General features: G+C 50.0%; 25 protein-coding genes. 9 read left to right on the forward strand and 16 right to left on the reverse strand.

The window, feature by feature from the left end:
* Nucleotides 1–11: 11 nt before the first annotated feature.
* From xylE to BQ8005_RS02610, 4 genes are all read right to left on the reverse strand, one after another.
* Nucleotides 12–1490 (reverse strand): D-xylose transporter XylE, encoded by a 1479-nt coding sequence (gene xylE / locus BQ8005_RS02595; RefSeq protein ID WP_075316941.1) that lies wholly within the window; start codon nt 1488–1490, stop codon nt 12–14.
* A 125-nt stretch (nt 1491–1615) separates the two neighbouring features.
* Nucleotides 1616–2932, reverse strand: a complete 1317-nt coding sequence (xylA, locus tag BQ8005_RS02600; protein WP_075316942.1) for a xylose isomerase — start codon at nt 2930–2932, stop codon at nt 1616–1618.
* A 62-nt stretch (nt 2933–2994) separates the two neighbouring features.
* Entirely contained in the window at nt 2995–4479 is a 1485-nt protein-coding gene (locus BQ8005_RS02605; protein WP_075316943.1) for a xylulokinase, read from the reverse strand.
* Nucleotides 4480–4485: 6 nt separating this feature from the next.
* Nucleotides 4486–5208, reverse strand: coding sequence for an NUDIX hydrolase (locus tag BQ8005_RS02610; protein WP_394334090.1), 723 nt, complete (start codon nt 5206–5208; stop codon nt 4486–4488).
* Nucleotides 5209–5626: 418 nt separating this feature from the next.
* Here BQ8005_RS02610 and fabD point away from each other — a divergent pair, with 418 nt between their 5' ends.
* The 6 genes from fabD to BQ8005_RS02640 all read left to right on the forward strand — a co-directional run bounded on the left by fabD (nt 5627) and on the right by BQ8005_RS02640 (nt 12374).
* Entirely contained in the window at nt 5627–6514 is an 888-nt protein-coding gene (gene fabD / locus BQ8005_RS02615; RefSeq protein ID WP_075316944.1) for an ACP S-malonyltransferase, read from the forward strand.
* Between the two features lie 77 nt (nt 6515–6591).
* A complete protein-coding gene (locus BQ8005_RS02620) occupies nt 6592–7743 on the forward strand; it encodes a lactonase family protein (RefSeq protein WP_075316945.1) in 1152 nt (383 codons plus the stop codon).
* A 150-nt stretch (nt 7744–7893) separates the two neighbouring features.
* Nucleotides 7894–9012: a DUF362 domain-containing protein gene (locus tag BQ8005_RS02625; RefSeq protein ID WP_075316946.1), complete on the forward strand. Its 1119-nt coding sequence runs from the start codon at nt 7894–7896 to the stop codon at nt 9010–9012.
* Between the two features lie 27 nt (nt 9013–9039).
* Nucleotides 9040–9552: an ECF transporter S component gene (locus BQ8005_RS02630; RefSeq protein WP_075318861.1), complete on the forward strand. Its 513-nt coding sequence runs from the start codon at nt 9040–9042 to the stop codon at nt 9550–9552.
* A 262-nt stretch (nt 9553–9814) separates the two neighbouring features.
* A complete protein-coding gene (locus BQ8005_RS02635) occupies nt 9815–10633 on the forward strand; it encodes a patatin-like phospholipase family protein (protein ID WP_075318863.1) in 819 nt (272 codons plus the stop codon).
* A gap of 40 nt (nt 10634–10673) precedes the next feature.
* Nucleotides 10674–12374, forward strand: a complete 1701-nt coding sequence (locus BQ8005_RS02640) for an alpha-amylase family glycosyl hydrolase (RefSeq protein WP_075316947.1) — start codon at nt 10674–10676, stop codon at nt 12372–12374.
* A gap of 108 nt (nt 12375–12482) precedes the next feature.
* Here BQ8005_RS02640 and BQ8005_RS02645 read toward each other — a convergent pair whose 3' ends face one another.
* A complete protein-coding gene (locus BQ8005_RS02645) occupies nt 12483–12719 on the reverse strand; it encodes a DUF6965 family protein (RefSeq protein WP_075316948.1) in 237 nt (78 codons plus the stop codon).
* Nucleotides 12720–13013: 294 nt separating this feature from the next.
* Here BQ8005_RS02645 and BQ8005_RS02650 point away from each other — a divergent pair, with 294 nt between their 5' ends.
* Genes BQ8005_RS02650 through BQ8005_RS02660 form a run of 3 tightly spaced genes read left to right on the forward strand, consistent with a single transcriptional unit; the run spans nt 13014 to nt 16201 of the window.
* Nucleotides 13014–13679: a DUF2461 domain-containing protein gene (locus tag BQ8005_RS02650; RefSeq protein ID WP_075316949.1), complete on the forward strand. Its 666-nt coding sequence runs from the start codon at nt 13014–13016 to the stop codon at nt 13677–13679.
* Between the two features lie 32 nt (nt 13680–13711).
* Complete coding sequence (locus BQ8005_RS02655; RefSeq protein WP_075316950.1) at nt 13712–14158, forward strand: NanQ anomerase/TabA/YiaL family protein; 447 nt, start codon at nt 13712–13714, stop codon at nt 14156–14158.
* Between the two features lie 33 nt (nt 14159–14191).
* Complete coding sequence (locus BQ8005_RS02660; protein ID WP_075316951.1) at nt 14192–16201, forward strand: alpha amylase C-terminal domain-containing protein; 2010 nt, start codon at nt 14192–14194, stop codon at nt 16199–16201.
* 13 nt (nt 16202–16214) lie between these two features.
* Here BQ8005_RS02660 and BQ8005_RS17310 read toward each other — a convergent pair whose 3' ends face one another.
* The 11 genes from BQ8005_RS17310 to BQ8005_RS17580 all read right to left on the reverse strand — a co-directional run.
* Nucleotides 16215–16484, reverse strand: a complete 270-nt coding sequence (locus BQ8005_RS17310) for a hypothetical protein (RefSeq protein ID WP_075316952.1) — start codon at nt 16482–16484, stop codon at nt 16215–16217.
* A gap of 176 nt (nt 16485–16660) precedes the next feature.
* The gene (locus BQ8005_RS02670) at nt 16661–17374 is read right to left on the reverse strand and encodes a tetratricopeptide repeat protein (RefSeq protein ID WP_021848230.1); all 714 of its coding nucleotides are present in this window, start codon (nt 17372–17374) and stop codon (nt 16661–16663) included.
* Nucleotides 17375–17791: 417 nt separating this feature from the next.
* Nucleotides 17792–18826 carry a UDP-glucose 4-epimerase GalE gene (gene galE, locus BQ8005_RS02675; protein WP_021848231.1) on the reverse strand — a complete coding sequence of 345 codons (1035 nt, stop codon included), beginning with the start codon at nt 18824–18826 and terminating at the stop codon, nt 17792–17794.
* A gap of 174 nt (nt 18827–19000) precedes the next feature.
* Entirely contained in the window at nt 19001–19579 is a 579-nt protein-coding gene (gene rsxA, locus BQ8005_RS02680) for an electron transport complex subunit RsxA (RefSeq protein ID WP_021848232.1), read from the reverse strand.
* Between the two features lie 41 nt (nt 19580–19620).
* Nucleotides 19621–20205: an electron transport complex subunit RsxE gene (gene rsxE / locus BQ8005_RS02685; RefSeq protein ID WP_075316953.1), complete on the reverse strand. Its 585-nt coding sequence runs from the start codon at nt 20203–20205 to the stop codon at nt 19621–19623.
* Nucleotides 20206–20221: 16 nt separating this feature from the next.
* Nucleotides 20222–20884 carry an RnfABCDGE type electron transport complex subunit G gene (locus BQ8005_RS02690; RefSeq protein ID WP_075316954.1) on the reverse strand — a complete coding sequence of 221 codons (663 nt, stop codon included), beginning with the start codon at nt 20882–20884 and terminating at the stop codon, nt 20222–20224.
* Nucleotides 20881–21873, reverse strand: a complete 993-nt coding sequence (locus BQ8005_RS02695) for an RnfABCDGE type electron transport complex subunit D (protein ID WP_075316955.1) — start codon at nt 21871–21873, stop codon at nt 20881–20883. Before BQ8005_RS02695 ends, BQ8005_RS02690 begins: the two co-directional genes overlap by 4 nt.
* A 31-nt stretch (nt 21874–21904) precedes the next feature.
* Nucleotides 21905–23242 carry an electron transport complex subunit RsxC gene (gene rsxC, locus BQ8005_RS02700; protein ID WP_021848236.1) on the reverse strand — a complete coding sequence of 446 codons (1338 nt, stop codon included), beginning with the start codon at nt 23240–23242 and terminating at the stop codon, nt 21905–21907.
* Nucleotides 23243–23280: 38 nt separating this feature from the next.
* Nucleotides 23281–24222: a Fe-S cluster domain-containing protein gene (locus BQ8005_RS02705; protein WP_021848237.1), complete on the reverse strand. Its 942-nt coding sequence runs from the start codon at nt 24220–24222 to the stop codon at nt 23281–23283.
* Nucleotides 24223–24258: 36 nt separating this feature from the next.
* Nucleotides 24259–24681 carry a SoxR reducing system RseC family protein gene (locus BQ8005_RS02710; RefSeq protein WP_075316956.1) on the reverse strand — a complete coding sequence of 141 codons (423 nt, stop codon included), beginning with the start codon at nt 24679–24681 and terminating at the stop codon, nt 24259–24261.
* Between the two features lie 321 nt (nt 24682–25002).
* A partial coding sequence (locus tag BQ8005_RS17580; RefSeq protein WP_234983986.1) for a hypothetical protein occupies nt 25003–25214 on the reverse strand: 212 nt, incomplete at its 5' end.

The following is a 25214-nucleotide window of genomic DNA, read 5'->3' on the forward strand; positions in this document are numbered from 1 at the left end:
TATTTATTTCCTTATTTCTTTTTCCAAAGCCGCGTCATATCCTCCAGTGTCTTGCCTGTGGTTTCGGGCACGAGCTTCCACACGAAGACGGCAGCCACCACACAGATGACGCCATAGAGAGCGTAGGCGAACATGTGACCGAACTTGTCACCCATCTCACCCAACTGCATGTTGTACATCGGCACGAAAGTGGAGGACACAATGAAATTGAAGATCCATTGAAAAGCTACAGCCACCGCTACGGCCGCACCACGGATGGTGTTAGGGAATATCTCAGCAATTAGTACCCAGCAAATGGGCCCCCAGCTAAACATGAACGAAGCACTATAGACCATGATGCTCACTACGGAAACCAGGGCAGGAAGACCGATCACCACGTTACACAACGCCACGCCAAAGGCTCCGACAGCCATACCTATCGAGCCCGAAATGAGCAGCGGCTTGCGTCCCCAACGCTCTACGGTGAACACAGCTAAGAGCGTGAAGAGAATGTTAATGATGCCCATGATCACAGTCTGCATCATCGGATTGCCCATACCCATGCTCTCGAAAATACGCGGAGCAAAGTAAAGCACAGCATTGATACCCACCGCCTGCTGGAATACACTCAGCATGATGCCGATGAAAATCACCATCCAACCATAGGTGAAGAGGCGCTCGGTCTTCTCATGCGCCGTAGCTTTGATGTCAGCCAGAATGGCACGTGCCTGTGAAGCACCGTTGATACGTCCCAAGACGGCCAATGCCTTGTCGTCGCGTCCGCAGAGAGCCAGATAACGCGGCGTTTCGGGCACAAGCAGCACCAACAGGGTGAACAGTCCGGCCGGTACAGCCTCGCTGACAAACATCAGTCGCCACCCCGTTTCGATGGTCCAGGCGGCAGCATCAGGATTCAGTATCTGATTCACACCCTCCACCGCACGAATGACGGGGTTGATGTTATCGCCCAAGATGAGGAAATTGACGAAGTAAACCACAAGTTGGCCGAAGATAATGGCAAACTGGTTCCATGACACCAGCGTGCCACGGATATTGCTCGGTGCAATCTCGGCGATGTACATGGGGCAGATGGCCGACGCCAGTCCGACACCCACACCGCCCAGCACGCGGTAGAAATTGAAAGCGAGAAGCAGCGAATAGCTCGACTCGCCGTAGCCGAAAAACAGGAATTCAGGATAGTAGGAACCCAAAGCCGAAAGAAAGAACAGGACACCAGCCAGGAAAAGCGACTTCTTGCGTCCCAGGCGGGAGGCGCAGAGTCCCGAAATGGCACTGCCGATAATACAGCCGATAAGTGCACTCGACGATGTAATGCCATGCCATGTGTCAGTGTAAGTAAAGTCCGGTGCTCCCATGAAGAAGGCCTGGAGGCCCTTCTCGGCACCCGAGATGACGGCAGTGTCGTAACCGAAGAGCAGCCCTCCCAGCACAGCCACCAGTACAATGGAGAAGAGGTAAGCTTTGCTACCGTTTTCTGTTTGGTTTGTCATGATATTAGGAAATTAAGAATGAAGAATGATGAATGAAGAATAAACCTATGGGCGAGAAATCATACACATCGGCCTCACACATAGCTGAAATTCTTCATTCTTCGTTCTTCATTCCCCATTAATTATTAAGCGTACATATTCACAATGGCTTCATACAGTTCCTGCTTGCCGCTGGTCTGTTTCGGTTCACCATTCTGCTTGGCGTATGCCACGACATCTTCCAGTGTCAGCTTGCCGTCTTCGAAGTCCTTGCCAAGGCCACTGTCGAAAGAGGCATAACGCTGGGTCAGCATCTGCTTGTAAGGTGACTCCTCGAGGAGCTTGGCAGCGCTCTCCAGCGCACGGGCCATGGCGTCCATACCGGCAATGTGGGCAATGAAGATATCCTCCAAGTCGGTAGAGTTACGGCGCGTTTTGGCATCGAAGTTCGTACCGCCGTCCTTGAAGCCACCACCACGGATAATCTGCATCATGGCCTGGATGAGCTCAAAGTTGTCGATGGGGAACTGGTCGGTATCCCATCCGTTCTGATAGTCACCACGGTTGGCATCAATGGAACCCAGCATGCCGTTGTCCACAGCCACAGCCAGTTCGTGTTCGAAAGTATGTCCGGCCAGGGTAGCGTGGTTCACCTCGATATTCACCTTGAAGTCCTTATCCAGCCCGTGTGCACGTAGGAAACCGATGACAGTTTCCGTATCGACGTCATACTGATGCTTGGTGGGCTCCATAGGCTTCGGCTCCACAAGGAAGGTACCCTTAAAGCCACGGGCACGGGCATAGTCGCGGGCCATGCGCAGCATCGTGGCCAGGTGTTCCTTCTCGCGTTTCTGGTCGGTGTTGAGCAGGCTCATGTAGCCCTCACGGCCACCCCAGAAGACGTAGTTCGATCCGCCCAGCTCGATGGTGGCGTCAATGGCATTCTTGATCTGCACGGCGGCACGGGCTACGACGTCGAAGTCGGGGTTCGTGGCGGCGCCGTTCATGTAGCGCTTGTGGCCGAAGACATTGGCCGTCCCCCACAGCAGTTTGATGCCCGTCTCCTGTTGTTTCTGTTTCAGGTAGGCTACGATTTCCTTCAGATTGGCTTCGTATTCCTCGATGGTGTCGGCCTCGGCACAGAGGTCCACGTCGTGGAAGCAATAGTACTCGATGCCCATCTTCTGCATGAACTCAAAGCCCGCGTCCACCTTGTGCTTGGCAGCCTCCACGGGATTAGCCGAGTCGTTCCACGGGAAAGTCTTCGTGCCGCCGCCGAACTGGTCACTGCCCTCGGCGCACAGCGTGTGCCACCAGGCCATGGCGAACTTCAGCCATTCGCTCATTTTCTTGCCCATGATGAGCTTGTCGGCGTCATAATAACGGAACGCCATGGGATTCTTACTCTCTTTACCTTCAAACTTAATCTTTCCTATGCCAGGAAAATACTCTTTTGTTGCCATAATCTTTCTGATGTTTTGTGAGGCCAAGGCCTCGATTTCTATAATTATTATTTATTTCCAAGTCAAATCATTTTCTCCAATAACTGTTTCCAGCGGGTATATGCCTCGAGGTATTCTTCGCGCCGCGTGTCGTCCGGCTCGATGACGGCCAGACGCTCCAGCGTGGCGAAGGCCTCTACATGGTCGCGATAGATACCTGCACCGATACCCGCCCCCTTAGCAGCACCAACGGAACCATCTGTATCGTAGAGCTCGATGGTGGCGCCCGTCACGCCCGCCAGCGTGTCGCGGAAAACGGGGCTGAGGAACATGTTGGCTCGTCCGGCGTGTATCTTCTGCACGGGGATGCCCATCTGCTCCATGATGTCGATGCCATACTTGAAGGCAAAGACGATGCCCTCCTGCGCGGCGCGGGCCACGTGGCGGCGGTCGTGCAGGTTGAAGTTCAGGCCACAGACGGAACAGCCCGTCTCACGGTTCTCCAGCATACGCTCGGCACCGTTACCGAAAGGCAGGATGCTGACGCCAGCACTACCTATGGGCACTTGGGCAGCCAAGTCGTTCAGTTCGGCGTATGAAATGCCTTCGGGAGCCACATTGCGCTTCACCCACGAGTTGAGGATGCCCGTACCGTTGATGCAGAGGAGTACGCCCAGGCGGGTCTGGTCGGCCGTGTGGTTGACGTGCGCAAAGGTGTTGACACGGCTGCGCGAATCGTAGTTCACCTCGCCGTTCACGCCATAGACCACGCCGCTCGTACCTGCCGTCGAGGCGATCTCACCGGGGTTGAATACATTGAGCGAGAGGGCATTGTTCGGCTGGTCGCCCGCACGGTAGGTGACGGGGGTTCCCTCGGCCAGGCCCAGTTCGCGGGCTACGTCGGCCTTCACCCATCCCTGCTCTGCGAAAGTAGGTCGGATATCGGCTATCAGTGAGTGGTCAAAGCCGTAGTAGTCCATCAGGAAATCGGCCACGCAGCCGCGACGGAAATCCCAGAACATGCCTTCGGACAGTCCGGAGACGGTGGTACACACCTCGCCGGTCAGACGCATGGCAATATAGTCGCCAGGAAGCATTATTTTATCTATCTGTTCATACACCTGCGGCTCGTTCTCCTTGACCCATGCCAACTTGGCTGCAGTGAAGTTACCCGGCGAATTGAGCAGATGCGCCAGGCATCGTTCCTGCCCCAAAGTTTCAAAGGCCCGCTGTCCGTAGGGCACAGCGCGCGAGTCACACCAGATGATGGCCGGCCTTAGTACCCGTTGTTCACAGTCCACACACACCAGCCCGTGCATCTGATAGGAGATGCCGATAGCCTTGATATTCCTACCGTCGGCACCAGACTCATGCAACACGGCCTGCGTAGCCAGTTTCAGGTTTGTCCACCAGCTTTCGGGATTTTGTTCGGCCCATCCCTGCTTAACCGCCAGAATGGGTGCCTCCGTCTTCGGATAAAAAGCCGAGGCCACACACTTACCGCTCGCGGCATCTACCAAGCTCGCTTTGACGGACGAGCTTCCTATATCATAACCTAATAAATACATGATCGTTTATCTTCTTTTTTTATTATAGATTTTTTTGTCAAATCGGTAATAGCGTGCCGCACGATGTGCCACGCCCTGTTGCTTCTCTTCCAACGGTACCACGTAGTCCATTATTGCTATCTTTTTGTGGAAGTTTCGCACATCGATGGTCTTATTATATATCAGTTCATAAAGGCGACGCAACTGCTGGGCGGTAAACTTACGAGGCAATAGATCGAACAACATCGAAGGATTAAACTCGACGTACTGACGAATGAAGATCAGCGCCTCGCGAATAATCAGGTTGTGGTCGAAAGCCAGGTCCTTCACTTCAGGCAAAGCTACCCAACAAGCCTGATAGTCATCCAGATTCTTACTGAGGGCACGATCGGTCTTTACCAGCGACAGATAGGCAATGGTCACGATACGGTCCACCTTCGACTGAATGGCTCTTTCCAGCCAGTGAACGTCTTTGGGGTTTTTCGTGCGGTCTTTGGAGCCGAAAGCCTTGAACTGTGTCAAGCGTACCGACTTTAGTCCCGTCAGCTCGTTTAGCACGCGTTTGGCAGCACCGTCCAGGTCTTCATCCTGGTAAATCAGGCTGCCGGGCAGTTTCATGTCGTGGAAGATTTCACCGCTCTCCTCTCCCATTCGCTTCACGAGCAGCACCTTCAGTTGCTCTCCGTCAAAACCGAAAACGACGCAATCTACAGAGATGTGGTTATTGGCAAGTGGCATTGCATGTTCCATATCGTTTATTTCTTCTTTTGTTTTGCAGTGCAAATATAGGCATGTTTATAAAAAATATAAAAGCAGAAAGCATGTTTTTAAGCATATAGTAAATTTCTATTTTACAAATAAATACATATCATATATAGTACAATATATAAAAAGCTTCTTATCATATGAAATACAATATGTATAGAAATGGAAAAGGATAATTGTAAGCCGCAATACCTACGGCAGGGCGCAACATATCTATTATCAAGACTTTCGGCGAGAAGAAAGGGGTAGCCAGAGAGATCATCTTATTGTATTCCAAAGAAGAAAACACACCCGATTGCACAAAAAGACTGAATTTGTGTGGTGGTTAACAGAAAAAGACCTACCTTTGCAGCGCTTTTCAGAAACAAAAGCTTATTTTTTACAAAACCAAATAATTAAAAAGATGAAAGCATTTGTATTTCCGGGCCAAGGCGCCCAATTCGTAGGAATGGGCAAAGACCTGTACGAAAACTCGGCTCTGGCCAAAGAATTGTTTGAAAAAGCCAATGATATCCTCGGATATCGCATTACTGATATCATGTTCAACGGTACGGACGAAGACCTCCGTCAGACCAAGGTGACACAGCCTGCCGTATTCCTCCACTCCGTTATTTCCGCCCTCTGCATGGGCGACGATTTCAAGCCCGAAATGACTGCCGGTCACTCGCTCGGCGAATTTTCGGCTCTGGTTGCTGCCGGTGCCCTGAGCTTTGAGGACGGCCTGAAGCTGGTGTATGCACGTGCCATGGCCATGCAGAAGGCCTGCGAGGCTCATCCCTCTACCATGGCTGCCATCATCGCCCTGCCGGACGAGAAGGTTGAGGAAATCTGCGAACAGGTAAGCAAGGAAGGCGAAGTTTGCGTAGCTGCCAACTTCAACTGCCCGGGACAGATTGTTATCTCCGGCTCTATCGAAGGCATCAACAAGGCTTGCGAACTGATGAAGGCAGCCGGTGCCAAGCGTGCCCTGCCGTTGAAGGTAGGCGGTGCTTTCCACTCTCCGCTGATGGATCCTGCCAAGGTGGAACTGGAAGCTGCCATCAACGCCACCAACTTCCACACGCCGAAGTGCCCTGTTTACCAGAACGTGGATGCCCTGCCCCACACCGACCCGGCAGAAATCAAGAAGAACCTCGTAGCACAGCTCACGGCTTCCGTACGCTGGACACAGTCTGTAAAGAACATGATTGCCGACGGTGCTACCGAATTCACTGAATGCGGCCCCGGCGCCGTACTGCAGGGCTTGATCAAGAAGATTGACAGCACAGTCAATGCCCACGGTATCGCATAATCCTAAATTCTATAAAAATCACATAAAAGGCTGCATCATCTTCTGAACGACGCAGCCTTTTTTATCCTTAATGAGCTATGAACAAGAAACTAATCTTATGCTGTGCAGGCATCGCTATACTGACAGGCTGCACAGGAAAGAAGTCCCAGCAAGCAGCCACAACATCCGTTTCGGATACTCTCTATATGTTGGTGGGAAGTTACGGTCCTGCCGACCAGGAAGGCATCAAAGTCTATAAATTCAACCAAGCAACCGGCGAAGGAGAATACGTGAGCGGAGTGAAAGGTATCTCCAACCCCTCCTACCAGACTGTATCGAAGGACGGCAAGCGGGTATACAGCGTAGGAGAAGACGACGGAGGCACGGCCTGTGCCAACGCACTGACCTTCGACGCCACCACCGGTACCCTGACCCTCATCAACTCCCAGCCCACGCAGGGTGCTGCCCCCTGTCACATTGCGCTGAGCCCTGAAGAGGACTACGTCGTAACGGCCAACTACAACGGCAGCAACATTTCCCTCTTTCCGCTCGATGGAGAAGGCCGCCTGAAGCCAGGACAGACCATCGGCTTCGAAGGCAGCGGTCCCGACAAGGAACGCCAGGCCATTCCCCACCTGCACTTTGTCTACTTCACACCGGACAACCGTTACCTGCTGGCTAACGACCTAGGTACCGACCGCATCCACAGCTTCCCGCTGAACACCCGACAGAAGGGCAGTAACACGCCGCTAGTGGACAGACAGCGTGCTTCGGACATCCTCCTGGCCCCCGGTTCCGGCCCACGTCACGCCGTATTCTCCGCCGACGGCCGCTTTGCCTACCTCATCACGGAACTTTCCGGCGAAGTAATGGCCTTCACTTATGACGGCGATAGCCTGAGGCTGATGCAGACCATCCAGGCCGATACGCTGGATGCTCGAGGCAGCGCCGACATCCACCTCTCGCAGGACGGACGCTTCCTCTACGCCTCCAACCGTCTGAAAGGCGACGGACTGGCCATTTTCCGCATTAACACCAAGGACGGCACGCTCAGCAAGGCGGGTTATCAGCCAACGGGCATCCATCCACGCAACTTCGTTCTAACTCCCAACGGACAGTATCTGCTTGTGGCCTGCCGCGACACCGACGAGATCCAGATCTTCGCCCGCGACGCCTCGACCGGCCTGCTGACAGACACGGGCCGACGCATCAAAACAACCAAACCTGTCTGCCTGAAATTCATAGATTGAGACATCCACATATGTACACCGATTACAGCCGTCGCTACCCCGATTACGGAAAGAAAGGCGACGGCTGATTTTTTTAGTTACAAATACCTATTTATATGGATATTTTCCGTTAATTTTGCCACAGATGTAATTACGAATAGGTAAAAAGACATGGAAAAAGCAAAAGTTTACTTCACAGACCTGCGCACTTCGCCCACCTCCAACCTGCTCGACAAGATGGAGCGCCTGGTGAAGAAGGCAGGCATCGCCCAACTGCCCTTGAAGGACAGTTTCGTGGCCATCAAGATACATTTCGGCGAGCCGGGTAACCTGGCCTACATCCGCCCCAACTACGCCGCACGCATGGCGAACCTGCTGCGCAGCTACGGCGCCAAACCATTCCTGACCGACTGCAACACGCTCTACTCCGGCCGCCGCGCCAACGCCGTGGACCATCTGGAAAGTGCGATGGAAAACGGCTTCAACCCCATCTCCGCCCAGTGTCAGGTCATCATCGCCGACGGCCTGAAGGGCACGGACTACCGCGAAATACCCATTGACGGCAAATACTGCAAGGCACCCAAAATCGGTACCGCCATCGCTGACGCAGACATCATCATCAGCATGACCCACTTCAAAGGACACGAACAGGCTGGCTTCGGCGGCGCGCTGAAGAACCTGGGCATGGGAGCCGCCGCTGTTCCCGGCAAACTGGAACTACACGCCTCCGCCCAACCGAAGATTGACACGGCGAACTGCATCGGCTGCAACATTTGCGTGAAGCACTGTGCCCACGACGCCGTCCATCTGAACGCCGACCGCAAAGCCGAGATTGACTACTCGAAGTGCGTGGGCTGCGGACAGTGCGTCGCCCTGTGCCAGCACGACGGTGCCGTTGTTGGTAGCTGGGACACGTCGGAGAACATGAACTACAAGATAGCCGAATATACCAAGGCCGTGCTCAAGGACAAGCCCCACTTCCACGTCAGCTTCGTGATGAACGTATCGCCCGAGTGCGACTGCTGGAACCACAACGACGCCGCCATCATCCCCGACCTGGGCATCCTGGCTTCGACCGATCCCGTGGCTCTCGACCAGGCCTGCGCGGATCTGGTGAACCAGACGCCCGTGCTCCACGGTAACAATGTGCTGGGCAACAAGCACGAGCACGACGACCTTTGCGGCTGCGACAAGTTCCACCTCATCCACCCCAACACCAACTGGCAGGCCGGACTGGAACACGCCGAAGCCATCGGTATCGGCACCCGCAACTACGAACTGATTGTGTAACCTATAAAGAACATAAAAACCATGATGATGAATACATCTGCAAAACTCTATTCCCTCCCGTTCGGGAACGTAAAAACCTATCTATTTGCCCTGCTGTTCGTAGCAGGCAACATCCTTTTGCCGCAGCTCTGCCACCTTCTGCCGCTGGGAGGCCCCACTCTGCTGCCCATCTACTTCTTTACACTCGTGGCCGCCTATAAATTCGGGCTGCGCGTGGGTCTGCTGACAGCCGTTCTGTCGCCCGTAGTCAACCACCTGCTTTTCGCCATGCCTGCTGCCGCCGTATTACCCGCCATCCTCATCAAGTCCACTTTGCTGGCCGTGGCCGCCTCGATCGTAGCCCGTCGGGCCAAGGACAAGGTGCTGTTCGGAGGCCTGCTCGCCGCCGTACTGGCCTATCAGGTTGTTGGCACAGGCTTCGAGTGGCTGCTCTGCGGCGACTTCCACCTGGCTGCACAAGATTTCCGAATCGGCGTACCGGGCATGCTGCTCCAGTGGCTGGGCGGTTACTGGGTGCTCCGTGCTCTGGCCCGCAAATAAGGGGTCCCGAAAGGTCCCGCTTCTGAAACGCTCCCCCTTCCGCACCGCAGGCGGCCTCCGAAGGCCCTGCCTCGCACCGGAAGGGGGAGCGTCTCGTTTGCCAAAAGATTTTAGCTACCTGTCCGACCCCTCGGAAGAGCAGAAAAAAATATTTTTCTACACAAACAAGGCCTCGGGAACCCTGCCGAATGCGTTTTTCTGCCCGACTTTCTTTCTTCTTTTGAGAAAATCACTAACTTCGTGCCCGATAAAAAACATGTTTATGGAAGCGACTGCCAACAACTATTTCACTTATAAATACCCGACAGGCTTCGCCCTGAGCGGGGGCTTCATCAAGGGTTTTGCCCACCTGGGCGTCATGCAGGCCCTGCTGGAGCACGGCATCCGCCCCGACGTCCTCTCCGGCGTCAGTGCCGGAGCCTTGGCGGGCGTCTTTTATGCCGACGGCAACGAGCCGCACGACGTGCTTCGCTTCTTCGCCGGCCACACGTTCCAGGATCTGACGAAGCTGGTCATCCCCAAAGTGGGGCTGTTCGAACTGGACGAATTCATCGACTTCCTGCGCACCAACCTCAAGGCCAAGCGCCTGGAGCAACTGAAGACGCCGCTCATCGTGACGGCTACCGACCTGGACCATGGACGGCTAGTCCACTTCCACAAGGGTGACATTGCCGAGCGCGTGGCCGCCTCGTGCTGCATGCCGGTGCTCTTTGCACCTGTCTGCATCGACGGCACCAACTACGTGGACGGTGGCGTGCTGATGAACCTGCCCGTGAGCATCATCCGGCGTATCTGCGAGAAGGTAGTGGCCATCAACGTCAGCCCCCTGCTGGCGCCCAAGTACAAAATGAACATTGTCAGCATCGCCCTGCGCTCGTACAACTTCATGTTCCGCTCCAACACCTTCCCCGAACGCGAGAAGGCCGATCTGCTCATCGAGCCCACCAATCTGGCCGATTACAGCAACCGCGAACTGGAAAAAGCGGAGGAAATCTTCATGCACGGCTACGAAACGACACAGGAGACCATTGCCCGCCTGCTGGAGGAAAACGGGAGCCTCTGGAAGACGGAAGAAAAATGAAAACCCGATCAACAACCCAACAGTAATAACATAAAAAACCATGAACGACATCGACAACAAACTCATCATCTACCAAGTGTTCACCCGACTCTTCGGAAACAACAATAACCACTGCATCCACGGCGGCAGCCTGGCCGAAAACGGCTGCGGTAAAATGGCCGACTTCACGGGTAAGGCCCTGGGCGAAATCAAGCGGCTGGGTGCCACGCACGTCTGGTACACGGGCATCATCGAGCACGCCACACAAACTGACTACCGACGCTACAACATCCGCCCCGACCATCCTGCCGTAGTCAAGGGTAAGGCCGGTTCGCCCTATGCCATCAAGGATTACTACGACGTAGACCCCGACTTGGCCAAGGACGTTCCCGGACGTATGAAGGAATTCGAAAATCTGGTACAGCGTACCCACCGCACCGGCCTGAAAGTCATCATAGACTTTGTGCCCAACCACGTGGCACGCCAATACCACTCCGACGCCCAGCCCGACGGCACTTCACAGCTTGGTGCCAACGACGATCCACATTATGCCTTTAGCCCCTACAACAACTTCTACTACATCCCGCAAAGCGAGCTCCACGGGCAGTTCGACATGCAAGGCAGTGCTGCTGAACCCTATCATGAATATCCCGCCAAAGCTACGGGCAACAACCGCTTCGATGCTTGCCCTACGATTGACGATTGGTACGAGACAGTGAAACTGAACTACGGCGTAGACTACCAGAACGGTGGCACCCGCCACTTCGACCCTATCCCCGACACGTGGGAAAAGATGCGGGACATCCTCCTCTTTTGGGCCGCGAAAGACATAGACGGCTTCCGCTGCGACATGGCGGAGATGGTGCCCGTCGAATTCTGGGGATGGGCCATCCCACAAGTAAAAGAAAAGTATCCCCATCTGCTCTTCATCGCCGAAGTCTATAACCCCTACGAATATCGCAACTACCTGGACCGCGGCCACTTCGACTACCTGTATGACAAGGTAGGACTCTACGATACACTCCGCACCATCGTCTGCAGTAACGAATCGGCTACCGCCATCACCCGTTGCTGGCAAAGTTTGGGTGGCATCGAGCAACGCATGCTCAATTTCCTGGAAAACCACGACGAACAGCGCATCGCCTCCGACTTTTTTGCCGGAAATCCTTGGAAAGCCATCCCTGCCTTGGTCGTATCGGCCTGCATGAATACCAACCCCATGATGATCTACTTCGGACAGGAGTTTGGCGAACCCGGCATGGATCACGAAGGCTTCAGCGGACGCGACGGACGTACCACTATCTTCGACTACTGGAGTGTGGGGACCATCCGCCGTTGGCGCGACGGCGGCAAGTTCGACGGGCGCATGCTGACCGACGACGAACAACGTCTGCATGACGTTTACCAGCGCGTCCTCACCCTCTGCCGTCAAGAGGAAGCCATTGCCCACGGCCTGTTCTTCGACCTGATGTATGCCAACATTGGCGGCTGGCGCTTCAACGAACACCGCCAGTATGCCTTCCTCCGCAAACACGGCAACGAAGTGCTGCTCATCGTCGCCAACTTCGACTCCGCCACTGCCGACGTGGCAGTCAACATCCCTTCCCACGCCTTCAGCTACCTGCAAATGCCGCAAGTAGAACACTACCAGGCCGTCGATCTGCTCACTGGCGTCGAAGAAACCGTCTGCCTGCTGCCCTACAAGGCCACAGACATAACCGTTAAAGGATACAGCGCAAAGATACTGAAGTTCACGCTGTAAACAGACAAAAGAAATGCCCGGCACACCGTCCCTGATGCAGAATTTTGCATCAAGGACGAAATATGTCGGGCATCACCTATCAGAATCATTATCCGTTTTCTTGCAGCGTTACTCCGTATCCTTTCCTTCCATAATATCTTTCAACAGATACAATCGCGTAATAGCCGGATGATAAAACGGATCAGGGTAATGCGCTTTGATATCGTTCAAATTGGCCTGAACATAACGGTCTACATCGAAAATATGCTCTGCCTCGTTCAAATCCACCTCTTTCGGGAAAGTGGCGTGAACCGCCCAATCACACAAGGCCTTGACACTTTCTTCATCGTATGAATACTCTTTCATGATGTTTCTTCTTATTTTTTCCGCAAAGATAAGAGAAAAAATCATTTTCCTGCTGAACAAAACAGATACTTCGTCTGTTATATAAATGTGTTTTTCATAGTATTAGATATAAGATTAATTGAGACCAGAAGCCGGCTTGTGAAAGTAGGTGGAGGCACAACAGAGGCGTCTGTTGATTTAATGAATGCTTTAAGAGCATCGGTTTACCCCAAAACCGATGCTTTTTTTTACCATTATTTGGCATTTTAGAAATATTATTCGTAAGTTTGTCACATTGATAAAAAGAGACAGAATATGGACATTCCTGTTATATTCCGGTATTTGAAAGACCTGGCCGCCAATAATAATCGCGACTGGTTCAATGCCCATCGCGATGCTTACGAATCGGCCCGTAGTGAATTCGAAAATCTCTTAACGGCTGTCATCGCACGCATTTCAACGTTCGACGAAACGATTCGTGGTATCGAAGCCAAAGACTGTACCTACCGCATCTACCGCGACACACGTTTCAGCCAAGATAAAACGCCCTACAAAATACATATGGGAGGCTATATCAACGCCAAAGGAAAAAAATCAGATCATTGTGGCTACTACATCCACCTGCAACCCGGTAACTGTCTGCTGGCCGGAGGAAGCTATTGTCCCCCTCCTGCCCTGCTGAAAGCCTTGCGCCAAGCCGTATATGACAATATCGACGAGTTCCGAGCTATTGTGGAAGATCCCGCTTTCAGCCACTACTTCCCTGTCGTCGGCGAAACATTCCTGAAAACTGCCCCGAAAGGCTTTCCCAAGAATTTCCCTTACCTGAAATACCTGCAATGCAAGGAATATACCGTCAACTGTCCCTTGTCTGACGATTTCTTTCTGGCTCCAGATTTCTTGGACCGTACAACAGATATCTTCCGTCAGATGAAACGCTTTGCAGACTTCGTAAACTACACAATAGATGATTTCGAATAAAATTGAGTATAACTAACTAAAACATTTGGATTATGGTAATAGACAAACTGGAAAACATAGAAAAGTATGTATCACTGAACCCTCTGTTCGCCCAAGCCGTTGAGTTTTTGAAATCGCGTGACTTGAATACGCTTGAGCTTGGCAAAACTGAACTGAAAGGCAAGGACCTGCTTGTAAACGTAACGGAGACCAAGCCCAAGACCAAAGAACAAGCACGCCTTGAAACCCACAGAGACTTTATCGACATTCAAATCCCCTTATCAGGAACCGAAATTATGGGTTATACCCCCGCTTGCGATTGCCTGCCTGCTGATGCCCTTTACAACGCAGAAAAAGACATTACCTTCTTCGAGGGACTGGCTGAAAGCTACATCGACGTGAAACCCGGCATGTTTGCCATTTTCTTCCCTCAGGACGGACATGCTCCTGGCATCACTCCCGATGGCGTGAAGAAAATTATCGTTAAAGTAAAAGCTTAAATTAAATAGAACCAACAATAAAACTCATCCGTTATGGAAACACTTAATCTCATAAAAAACGATCCTTGGCTGGAGCCTTATGCCGATGCCATAAACGGACGTCATCAGTATGCGATAAGCAAGGAAGCCGAGCTAACAAATAATGGAAAAAAGACGCTCTCTGACTTTGCATCCGGCTACCTTTACTTCGGTCTGCATCGTACTGAAAGCGGCTGGGTTTTCCGTGAATGGGCTCCCAACGCTACCCAAATTTTTCTGATTGGAACTTTCAACGGCTGGAAGGAAGAGAAAAAATTCAGCCTGAAACGTAAAAACAACGGTAATTGGGAACTGAAACTCCCGGCTGACGTACTGAAACACGGCGACCTGTACAAACTGAAAGTGTACTGGGAAGGCGGATGCGGCGAACGCATTCCTGCATGGGCCACCCGCGTCGTACAAGATGATGAAACTAAGATATTCAGTGCGCAGGTATGGGATCCCGAGAAACCGTACAAAATGAAAAAACGCGCCTTCAAAGCGGCAACCGATCCATTGCTGATCTACGAATGCCACATCGGCATGGCGCAACAGGAAGAAAAAGTAGGCTCCTATAAAGAATTTCAAGAAAAAGTTTTGCCACGTATAGCTGCGGACGGCTACAACTGTATCCAGATCATGGCTATCCAAGAGCACCCTTACTACGGCAGCTTCGGTTACCACGTGTCTAGCTTCTTTGCCGCTTCGTCACGCTTCGGCACTCCCGATGAACTGAAGGAACTGATTGATACGGCTCACAGCATGGGTATTGCAGTCATCATGGACATTGTGCATTCACACGCTGTGAAGAACGAAGTAGAAGGCTTGGGCAACTTTGCCGGCGACCCCAACCAATACTTCTATCCCGGCGACCGCCACGAACATCCGGCATGGGACTCACTCTGCTTCGACTATGGCAAAAATGAAGTCATTCACTTCCTGCTCTCCAACTGTAAGTACTGGATGGAAGAATATCGCTTCGACGGTTTCCGTTTCGACGGTGTGACCTCCATGCTCTACTACAGCCACGGACTGGGAGAAGCATTCTGCAACTATGGCGACTACTTCAATGGCCATCAGGATGACAATGCCATCTGTTATCTGACCTTAGCAAACCGACTGATTCATCAAGTAAATCCTAAAGCAATCACTATAGCTGAAGAAGTGTCGGGTATGCCCGGCCTGGCCGCCAAGTACGAAGATGGAGGATACGGCTTCGACTACCGAATGGCCATGAATATCCCGGATTACTGGATTAAAACTATTAAAGAAAAGATCGATGAAGACTGGAAACCTTCAAGCATGTTCTGGGAAGTAACCAACCGCCGTTCCGACGAGAAGACCATCTCGTATGCCGAAAGCCACGACCAGGCACTGGTGGGCGACAAAACCATCATCTTCCGCCTGATAGACGCAGACATGTACTGGCACATGCAGAAAGGCGACGAGAATTACGTTGTGAAACGTGGTATTGCCCTGCACAAGATGATCCGCCTGCTGACAGCCACTACTATCAATGGAGGTTACCTCAACTTCATGGGCAACGAGTTCGGACATCCCGAATGGATAGACTTCCCACGCGAAGGCAACGGATGGTCGTGCAAGTATGCCCGTCGCCAATGGAACCTGGTGGACAACAAGAACCTGGCCTACCACTACTTGGGCGACTTCGACGCTGCCATGCTGCAGGTCATCAAGAGCATTAAAAACTTCCAGGCCACTCCCGTACAGGAAATCTGGCACAACGACGGCGACCAGATACTCGCCTATATGCGTAAGGATTTGGTATTTGTTTTCAATTTCAATCCAAAGCAGTCGTTCACCGACTACGGATTCCTGGTACCCGCCGGTTGTTACGAAGTTATTCTCAACACCGACGATCCCGCTTATGGAGGTTACGGATTTGCCGACGACAGCGTGAAACATTTCACCATCCCCGACCCTCTCTATAAGAAGGAAAAGAAAGAATGGATGAAACTATATATCCCTGCGCGTACAGCTGTTGTGTTGAAAAGAAAGAAGTAAGGGGCGTTAGAAATTAAAAGGGGAGGGTGTGTCGTAATACGCGATTCACCCTCTTTTCTTTATCAACGATAAGAGCGTTGTTAACTTTTTCAAGCAGCGATATTCTGAAGATAATCTCGATATTTTGTTCCCAATAGCTTAAATGAGTGTCTTTGCCATATGTATAAATCTTTAGGCTTAAAGATACAAAATCTTTAGGTAATAACAAAGCCCCAGCTTGTGAAAGTCGGGGCTTTGTGCTAAACAAAGAAGGTGTGCTTTTTGACACACCTTCTCTTTTCATTTAATAACAACAAACCTCTACTTGAGCGATGTAAAGTAGTACTTTATGTTCCTAAAGCTTTACTTTAGAAACATAATCATTGAGCTTACAAACTAAGTCCGGATTAATATATACAAAAAGAGGATGCGTTACATGAACGCACCCTCTTTTATTCTTTCTCTAAAGACAGAAATGAATTACTCAGCTTGTAACTGAATATCAATTTGCTTCAGCATACCATTTACATTGTCCAACATTGCTTTTTGCTTTGGGTTGGTCAAAAGCTTGGCAACGGACTCCAAATAACCCTTAGCCTCTGTATAAATGGTTTTAGCCTTATCTCTGTCAGTAGCCAATGTCTTGGTAGCATCGTTGTATTTCAATGCACCAAGGCTGTACAAAGCATTTGTATTGTTTTTCTGAACTTCCAAAATTTCTTTGTATGCTTCTTCAGCAGCTGCTGTCTTACCGGCTTTCTGTGCTGTAATACCAGCGTTCAGATAATAAGTGGTATACATCTTGGTCAGAGACTTGTCGCCCGGAACTTCTTTCAACCCTTCCTTAATAGTAGCAAGATATTCATCGTTCTTTTTCAAGTCTTTTAATGCACCCGCTTTTCCGATATAAGCATTAACCAGATTGTATTTCTTCTGTACAGCTATATCAAAGTATTTCACAGCATCTTCAGATTTCTTTATTTTATCGGCACAAATACCACAATTAAATGCGATAACTGAGTCTTGATTGTTTGTCTGGTTCAGATAATTACTGAAATTGGTATAGGCTTTTTGATAATCCTTGGCTTCCAAGGCTGCGATACCGTCGTCTCTCAATTTTGCGAGATCTGCTTCCTGAGCAAAAAAGTTTGTTGCTGCACAACACAGTGCAAGAGATAAGATTAATTTTTTCATATTGCTTTAATTATTTAAAATGTATTCCCAAAAGTAAGAGTACATCTTGTAAGAAACAAGTCTCTTTCACTTTTTTTGAGTATTGCCCTGCGAATGTAACATGTATTAGCTTTAAGAAGAAGAAATCACAATAAATGTTACTTTATATATTCACCAGATCTACCCCCTCTACATGCAAATAGCAAGCATAATAATAAAAATAGGCCCTGTCGTCACGACAGGACCTATTCACAACACAAACACAAAATAAAACACGACAAAACTACTATGCAATTATGCCTATTATGTTTTCACATAAAACACCTTCCATGGATATTCACATACACATATCGGCGACATATTGCATTCAATGAACAAATATCATGAAACATTTGTTCAATGAGGTTATGTATTTTTTCTTATTTAATCTGTTATTCTTTATTGAATGCCTCTTTCACGAAGTTTCAACTGCCAGTTCCATGCAGAACGTACAGTATCTTCAATTGAGGTTTCAGCCTTCCAACCCAGCTCCTCGTTAGCCAATGTCGGGTCAGCCCATACTTTTACAATATCACCGGCACGACGGCCTACAATCTGATAGTTTAGCTTCACACCTGTCGCAGTTTCAAAAGCTTTAATGAGTTCAAGTACAGAGAGACCACGACCTGTACCGATGTTGAACACTTCCACTTTCTCCTTCTGCTTGTGCTGCAGAATGCGGTTAATAGCTACCACATGTGCCTTGGCCAGATCGACTACATTAATGAAGTCGCGGATACAAGAACCATCAGGAGTATCATAATCATCACCGAATACGCTCAATTTCTCGCGGATTCCGATAGCTGTCTGCGTCAGGTAAGGAACGAGATTCTGGGGAACACCGTTTGGCAATTCGCCGAGCAATGCGCTTGGATGAGCACCGATCGGATTGAAGTAACGCAACATGATAGCATTAATAGGCGCACCTGAAGCTACGGTATCACGAATAATCTCTTCATTGATCTGCTTGGTGTTGCCATAGGGAGATTCGGCCTTTTTAATAGGCGCAGCTTCTGTTACAGGCAAAACATCGGGCTGACCATATACCGTACATGAAGAAGAAAATACAATTCCTTCTACCCCATGTTTAGGCATCAACTCAAGCAAGTTAATCAAAGAAACCAAATTATTGCGATAATATTTCAAAGGTTTCTCGACAGACTCACCCACAGCTTTGCTGGCAGCAAAATGAATGATTGCTTTAATGCCTGTATATTTGGAGAACATGGCGTCAAGTCCCTCAAAATCCAAACAATCAAGTTTCTCAAACGCCGGACGGATACCTGATACCTTTTCAATATTGTCTACTACATCAGCACTGGAATTAGACAAATTGTCAATGATAACTACTTCATAACCTGCGTTTTGAAGTTCTACAACAGTATGAGAACCAATATATCCGGTACCTCCTGTCACTAATATTCTTTCTTTCATAATAGAGTCTTTTAGTTTTTAGGTCGATTTAATGCTACAAAAGTAGCAAATATTTTTAATTTTATACAAGAATTTGAGAAAAAAACGTGCCGACCTGTTTTTTAGTTCCGAAAAGTGTTTCCACTTCTTCTCAAACAGACCGACACGTCACTATTTCAAACGCATGTCAGCGTCTCAAATTTTCACAACACCTGAGAAGCCCATAAAAGCCATAGCCAGCAAGCCGGCCGTGATCAAGGTGATAGGCGTACCCTGCAAGCCTTTCGGAATGTTAACCAGACTCAACTGCTCGCGGATACCCGCAAAAATAGTCAAAGCAAGTCCAAAACCAAGCGCCGTTGAAAAAGCGTAAACCACACCTGTCAGCAAATCATAGTCTTTCTGAATCACAAGGATGGCCACACCCAATACGCAGCAGTTCGTGGTAATCAGCGGGAGGAAAACACCTAGTGCCTGATACAGCGAAGGAGAGACTTTCTTCAAGATGATTTCCACCATCTGTACCAAGGCGGCAATGACCAGGATAAACGTAATAGTCTGCAAGTAACCGAGCCCCAACGCATCGAGCACATATTTCTGAATCAGGAATGTGACTATCGTAGAAAGGGTCAACACAAAAGCTACGGCTGCCGCCATACCCAATGCCGTATCAATTTTCTTGGAAACACCGAGGAACGGACAAATACCCAAGAATTGAGACAACACAATGTTGTTTACAAAGATTGCCGATATAAATATCAATATATATTCCATAATCACTGTTTAATTAAAGTAGGGAAAAATCACTGTTTATCTCAGGCTTTCTTCAAGCGGTTCACTATGGCGATGAGGTAACCCAACGCAATAAAAGCACCCGGAGCAAGCACAAACACCAGCATACCATAATCTTCGGGCATGATAGTCAGTCCGAATATCTTACCCGTGCCCAACAATTCGCGCACGGCGCCCAGCAGGGTCAGTCCCACAGTGAAACCTAATCCCATACCCAGACCGTCGAACATGGAAGCCAGTGGCCCATTCTTGGCCGCAAAAGCCTCAGCACGTCCCAACAGGATACAGTTCACCACAATCAACGGGATAAACAGACCCAACGTCGCGTAAAGCCCCGGCACGTAAGCCTGCATAATCATCTGCAACAACGTAACGAACGAAGCGATGACCACCACAAACGCAGGAATACGCACCATGTCAGGAATCAGATTTTTGATAGCGGAAATAACCACATTAGAACAAATGAGCACAAAAGCCGTAGCCAGTCCCATGCCCATGCCGTTCATGGCGGAAGAAGTAGTTCCCAACGTAGGACACATGCCAAGCAAAAGCACAAATGTGGGGTTCTCCTTGACAATGCCGTTCATCAAAACCTTAAAGTTATTCATAAATCACGCTCCTTTCTTATTTACCACTGATGGAGTCGGCAGCGGCAACTCCGTCCGTGTTTTGTTCTACATTCTGTTGAGTGGTGGCTCCCGTTACACCATCGGCACTATTCTGCCCTGCATATGCCGCATATGCTACGTTGACCGCGTTCAAGAAAGCACGTGAAGTAATGGTAGAAGCCGTGATGGCGTCTATCTCACCACCGTCCTTGCTGACGGTCAACGGTGTCGCACCAGGATTCTTTCCAGTGATGTCACCTTTCGCCCCTTTCTTAAACCAGACGTCGGCTTTCGAACCCAGACCCGGTGTCTCGGCATGCGACAGCAATGAATAATCAAGAATATTCCCTTGAGCGTCAAAGCCTACCAGCACCTTCAGTTCGCCACCAAAACCCATGGCTGAAGCTTCTACGGCAGCACCGATAAATTCACCGCTTTTGGTAGCCGGATATACGGCATACTCCACACCGTTCACTTCCTGCATCTTCTTCTCGGCAATGGGATCATTATCAAAGCCCGGCACCACCGCTTTCACAGCGTCGCTCAACGTCTTGGCGTTGGCCGCAGCAATGGGTTCCTTGGTCAGTTCATTCACATAAGCCAGCAACGCTACGGAGATGGCAGTTACCCCCGTAAGCACCAGCAACATATTCTTTAAAGATGATTCTAATTTTTTCATTTTTTCTTAGCTACCTCCCCGAAGCGTTTTGGTTTGACATAGGTATTAATCAACGGAGTGAACGCGTTCATGATGAGAATGGCGAACGACATACCTTCGGGATAGGCACCGAACAAACGAATGACCACCGTCAGCAAGCCGATGCAGACACCATAGATCAGCATTCCTCTATGGTTCATCGGAGATGTCACATAATCAGTTGCCATAAACACGGCACCCAGCATCAGACCACCGGAAAGCAAATGAGTAAGGCCATCAGCATATCTGGCAGGATCCACATAGTGCATGATGGTGGTGAATAAAAACACGGTCACCAAGATGGACACGGGAATGTGCCAAGTGATGATTTTCTTCCAAAGCATGTACACCAGCCCCAGCAACAGAGCCACGGCACTTACCTCACCGATACATCCGGGATTGTTGCCAAAGAACAAGTCCAAAGCACCGGGAAGCTGATCCATGGAAAAGCCGGGAGCGCCGTTGGCCACACCTTTCATAATAGCCAGCGGAGTGGCGGTAGTCACGGCATCCGTATAGGCAGTCAACTGCCCCACAGCCGGCCAGCTCGTCATCTGCACAGGGAAAGACAACAACAGGAACACACGACCTACCAAAGCAGGATTGAAAGGATTACAACCTAAACCACCGAACGACATCTTGCCGACACCAATGGCAAACAAAGCACCAATGATAATAATCCAGACAGGCAGATTGGATGGCAAGTTAAAGGCCAGCAACACACCTGTGATAATAGCCGAACCGTCGCAAATGGTCGTAGTTTCTTTCTTCATGATAAACTTACCGATGGCCCACTCAAAGAACACGCAAGCCAATACGGAAGTCAAAGTCACAATCAAAGCACCCACTCCAAAAAAGTAGAGGGACACGAGGAAGGCCGGCAGCAGTGCGATGAGCACGCCGTACATATTCTTCTTCACGCTGTCACCTCCATGAACGTGGGGCGAAAGGGATACAATTAATTTATTCATAAATGTTCTTGAATTCTGTTCTTTACTATTCTTACTTCTTGGCCTGACGGGCACGTATCATAGCTCCGACCTTAGCTTTACCCAAACGGATGTAGTCAAGCATCGGACGATTGGACGGACAAGTGAACTGACATGAACCACACTCAATGCACGACATGATGTCCTCTTTTTCCACACGTTCGAAATCGCCGTGAGCCGAAACCGTGGCAAGCAGGAAAGGCTCCAATCCCATCGGACAGGCACCTACACACTTGGCGCAACGGATACAAGGCTGTACGGCTCCGCGCTTGGCTTCCTTGTTGTTCATGATCAGGATACCGGAACTGCCTTTAGCGGTAGGAACATCGGTATTGACCAATGCCTTACCCATCATCGGCCCACCGCCGATAATCTTGCCTGTATCTTCGGGCAGGCCACCGCAAGCGTCGATCAGTTGCTGCATCGGCGTACCGATACGTGCCAGGAAGTTGGAAGGTTTCGTCAGCGATTTACCTGTTACAGAGATGACACGTTCGAACAACGGTTTGTTCTTTTGCACAGCTTCATACACAGCGAAGGCTGTACCTACGTTCTGCACTACGGCACCCGTAGAAATAGGCAATGCACCGGCAGCCACCTGACGCTTGATAATGGCGTCGATCAACTGCTTTTCACCGCCCTGCGGATATTTCACTTTCAAGGGAACTACCTCGATGCCAGAATAAGAAGAAGCAACCTTCGTCATCAGCTGGATAGCGTCGGGCTTGTTGTTTTCAATACCAATGAATGCCTTGTTCACCTTGACAGCTTTCATCAGGATCGTCACACCTACCATGATTTCTTCGGCATGTTCCAGCATCAGCTGGTGGTCGGCCGTCAGGTAAGGCTCACATTCCACAGCATTAATAATGACACATTCTGCCTTGAATGCAGGAGGCGGGCAAAGCTTCACTTGCGTGGGGAAGCAGGCACCACCCATACCTACAATACCAGCATCGGCTATCTTCTTGACAATTTCTTCGGGAGTCAGGTTGCATTCCTTCACCAGCGTATCGGTGCGGTCAATGCTTTCTTCCCATTCGTCGCCTTCCACGTCGATGAAGATGGCAGGTTTAGCGTAACCGCTGGCATCGACAATCGTATCAATCTTGGCAACTTTACCGCTGACAGACGAATGAATAGCTGCTGATACAAAGCCACCGGGTTCGGCAATCTTCGTACCTACTTTCACAACATCACCCTTGGCTACAATCGGCTTTGCAGGAGCACCGATGTGCTGCCCCAACAGAATGACGGCCTTGGCAGGAACTTCTGCCTTGATGATGGGCTGATGTGCTGAAAGTTTATTTTCGTGTGGATGAACACCACCGATTGAAAATGTTTTCAACATACAAATTCTGTATTTTAGTCGTTTATGATTCTAGTTGATTATGCTTCGGCTTTGGGGGCTTCGGGAGTCTGTTTTGAAGCCTCGGCTTTGGGAGCCTCTGCCTTCGGAGCAGCAGTCTTCGAGGCAGCAGCCGGAGCGGCTCCTTCTTCCGTCTTCGGCTTACGCGGAGGGAAGTTCAGGGCAATGATAGCGTTCTGCGGACAAACCTCTTCGCACTTACGGCAAGATTTACACTTGTTCGGATCGATGTAAGCCAGGTTATTCTCCAGCGTAATGGCTTCGAAAGCACATACCTTCACGCACTTGCCACAACCGATGCAGGCAGCCGTACAAGCCTTGCGTGCCACGGCACCTTTATCCTTGTTGACACACTGTACGTACACGCGACGTGACTTCTTGCCCTGGGGACGAATTTCGATAATGTTGCGCGGACAAGCTTTGGCACACGCACCACAGGCCGTACACTTGGTCTCGTCCACTTCGGGAAGCCCTGTCTCGGGATTCATTCGGATGGCACCGAACTGGCAGGCCGACACGCAGTCGCCACATCCCAGACAGCCATAGCTACAACCGGTTTCACCACCATACAGCGAAGCCGCAATGGCGCAGCTCTTCGCGCTGTCATACTGGTTGATGCGCGGACGGTTCTGACAAGTACCATTACATCTTACTACTGCCACCATCGGTTCAGAAGCGGCAGCGGCCAAACCGAGGATATCGGCAACCTTTGCCATGACCGGCTGTCCGCCAACCGGACAAAGTTTACCTTCCAGCGAACCAGCCTTCACGCAAGCGTCGGCAAATCCGCTACAACCTGGGTAACCACATCCACCGCAGTTTGCCTGGGGCAGCACAGCAGCCACCTGAGCAATCCGCGGATCTTCATACACGGCGAATTTCTTGGAAGCGACATACAGGATGGCAGCCAGTACCAGCGCTATCACTCCTAACGAAATCACTGCAATCAGAATTACATTCATAAAGTTAGTTGTTTATTAATTGTTTTGAATTATTAGTTAGTTCATCGGTTGGATGGAAAAAGAAAATTTCTTTCCCAAACGCGACTTGTTCAGCCACAATATAAAATAGTAAGGCACGAGCAGAAACAGCGCGCCCAACGCCGCACCGAGTTCGTCGTTCCAAATAGCCATAAAAACAAAAAGAGAAACGACCAGCACCAGAAAAGGCACCACGAAAGCCAGCAGGACGGCCATTATGCCCATAGACAATTGGCCCTTCACCCATACACGGTCGCCGGGACGATATGTTTCCGCCGCAGCCTCGCAGGTCACGTCGATCAGTTTTTCTTTAGCGTCGGCCGAGGTACAGTGTCCCTTGATGCTGCATGCAGCACAAGCAGAAGTTTGAACAATCCGCACTTGTAGATGGGTACCGTTGATGTTTTCCACAATACCTTGATGTTTTATAGTATCCGCCATTTTGCAAAGTGAGCATTACAAATCGCGGCAAATTTAAGCATAATTTATGAACTACAAGCCTTTCTACGTATTTTTCTGTGTGCGCAAACAAGCTTTTTTCAAAAGTGAGGGATGAATGGAAAAAGAAGAAAGCCTCGATTTTGTTAAAAATCAAGGCTTTCTTTAATTGTTTTTTCTTTCGGAGAGCGGTGCGGACGGTAATCGCACCTGCCGCCTCTAATATCTTTTTAATCAGCAACTTAGACGCAACACTAAATTTAATGGTTACGACTTGGTTACGATTTCATTTTGTCAATTTTCGTAGCTTATGACACCACCGTGTCACCTTTCGATTGCGGGTGTAAAAGTACTACACATTTTTGAAACATGCAAGTTCTTGACAATATTTTTTTTAGCCTTTTTTTCAAGGAGGGTGTGTCGTAATACGCGATTCACCCTCTTTTCTTTATCAACGATAAGAGCGTTGTTAACTTTTTCAAGCAGCGATATTCTGAAGATAATCTCGATATTTTGTTCCCAATAGCTTAAATGAG

This window comes from Bacteroides togonis, assembly GCF_900130135.1.
In the GTDB taxonomy this organism is placed as follows: Bacteria; Bacteroidota; Bacteroidia; order Bacteroidales; family Bacteroidaceae; genus Bacteroides; species Bacteroides pullorum.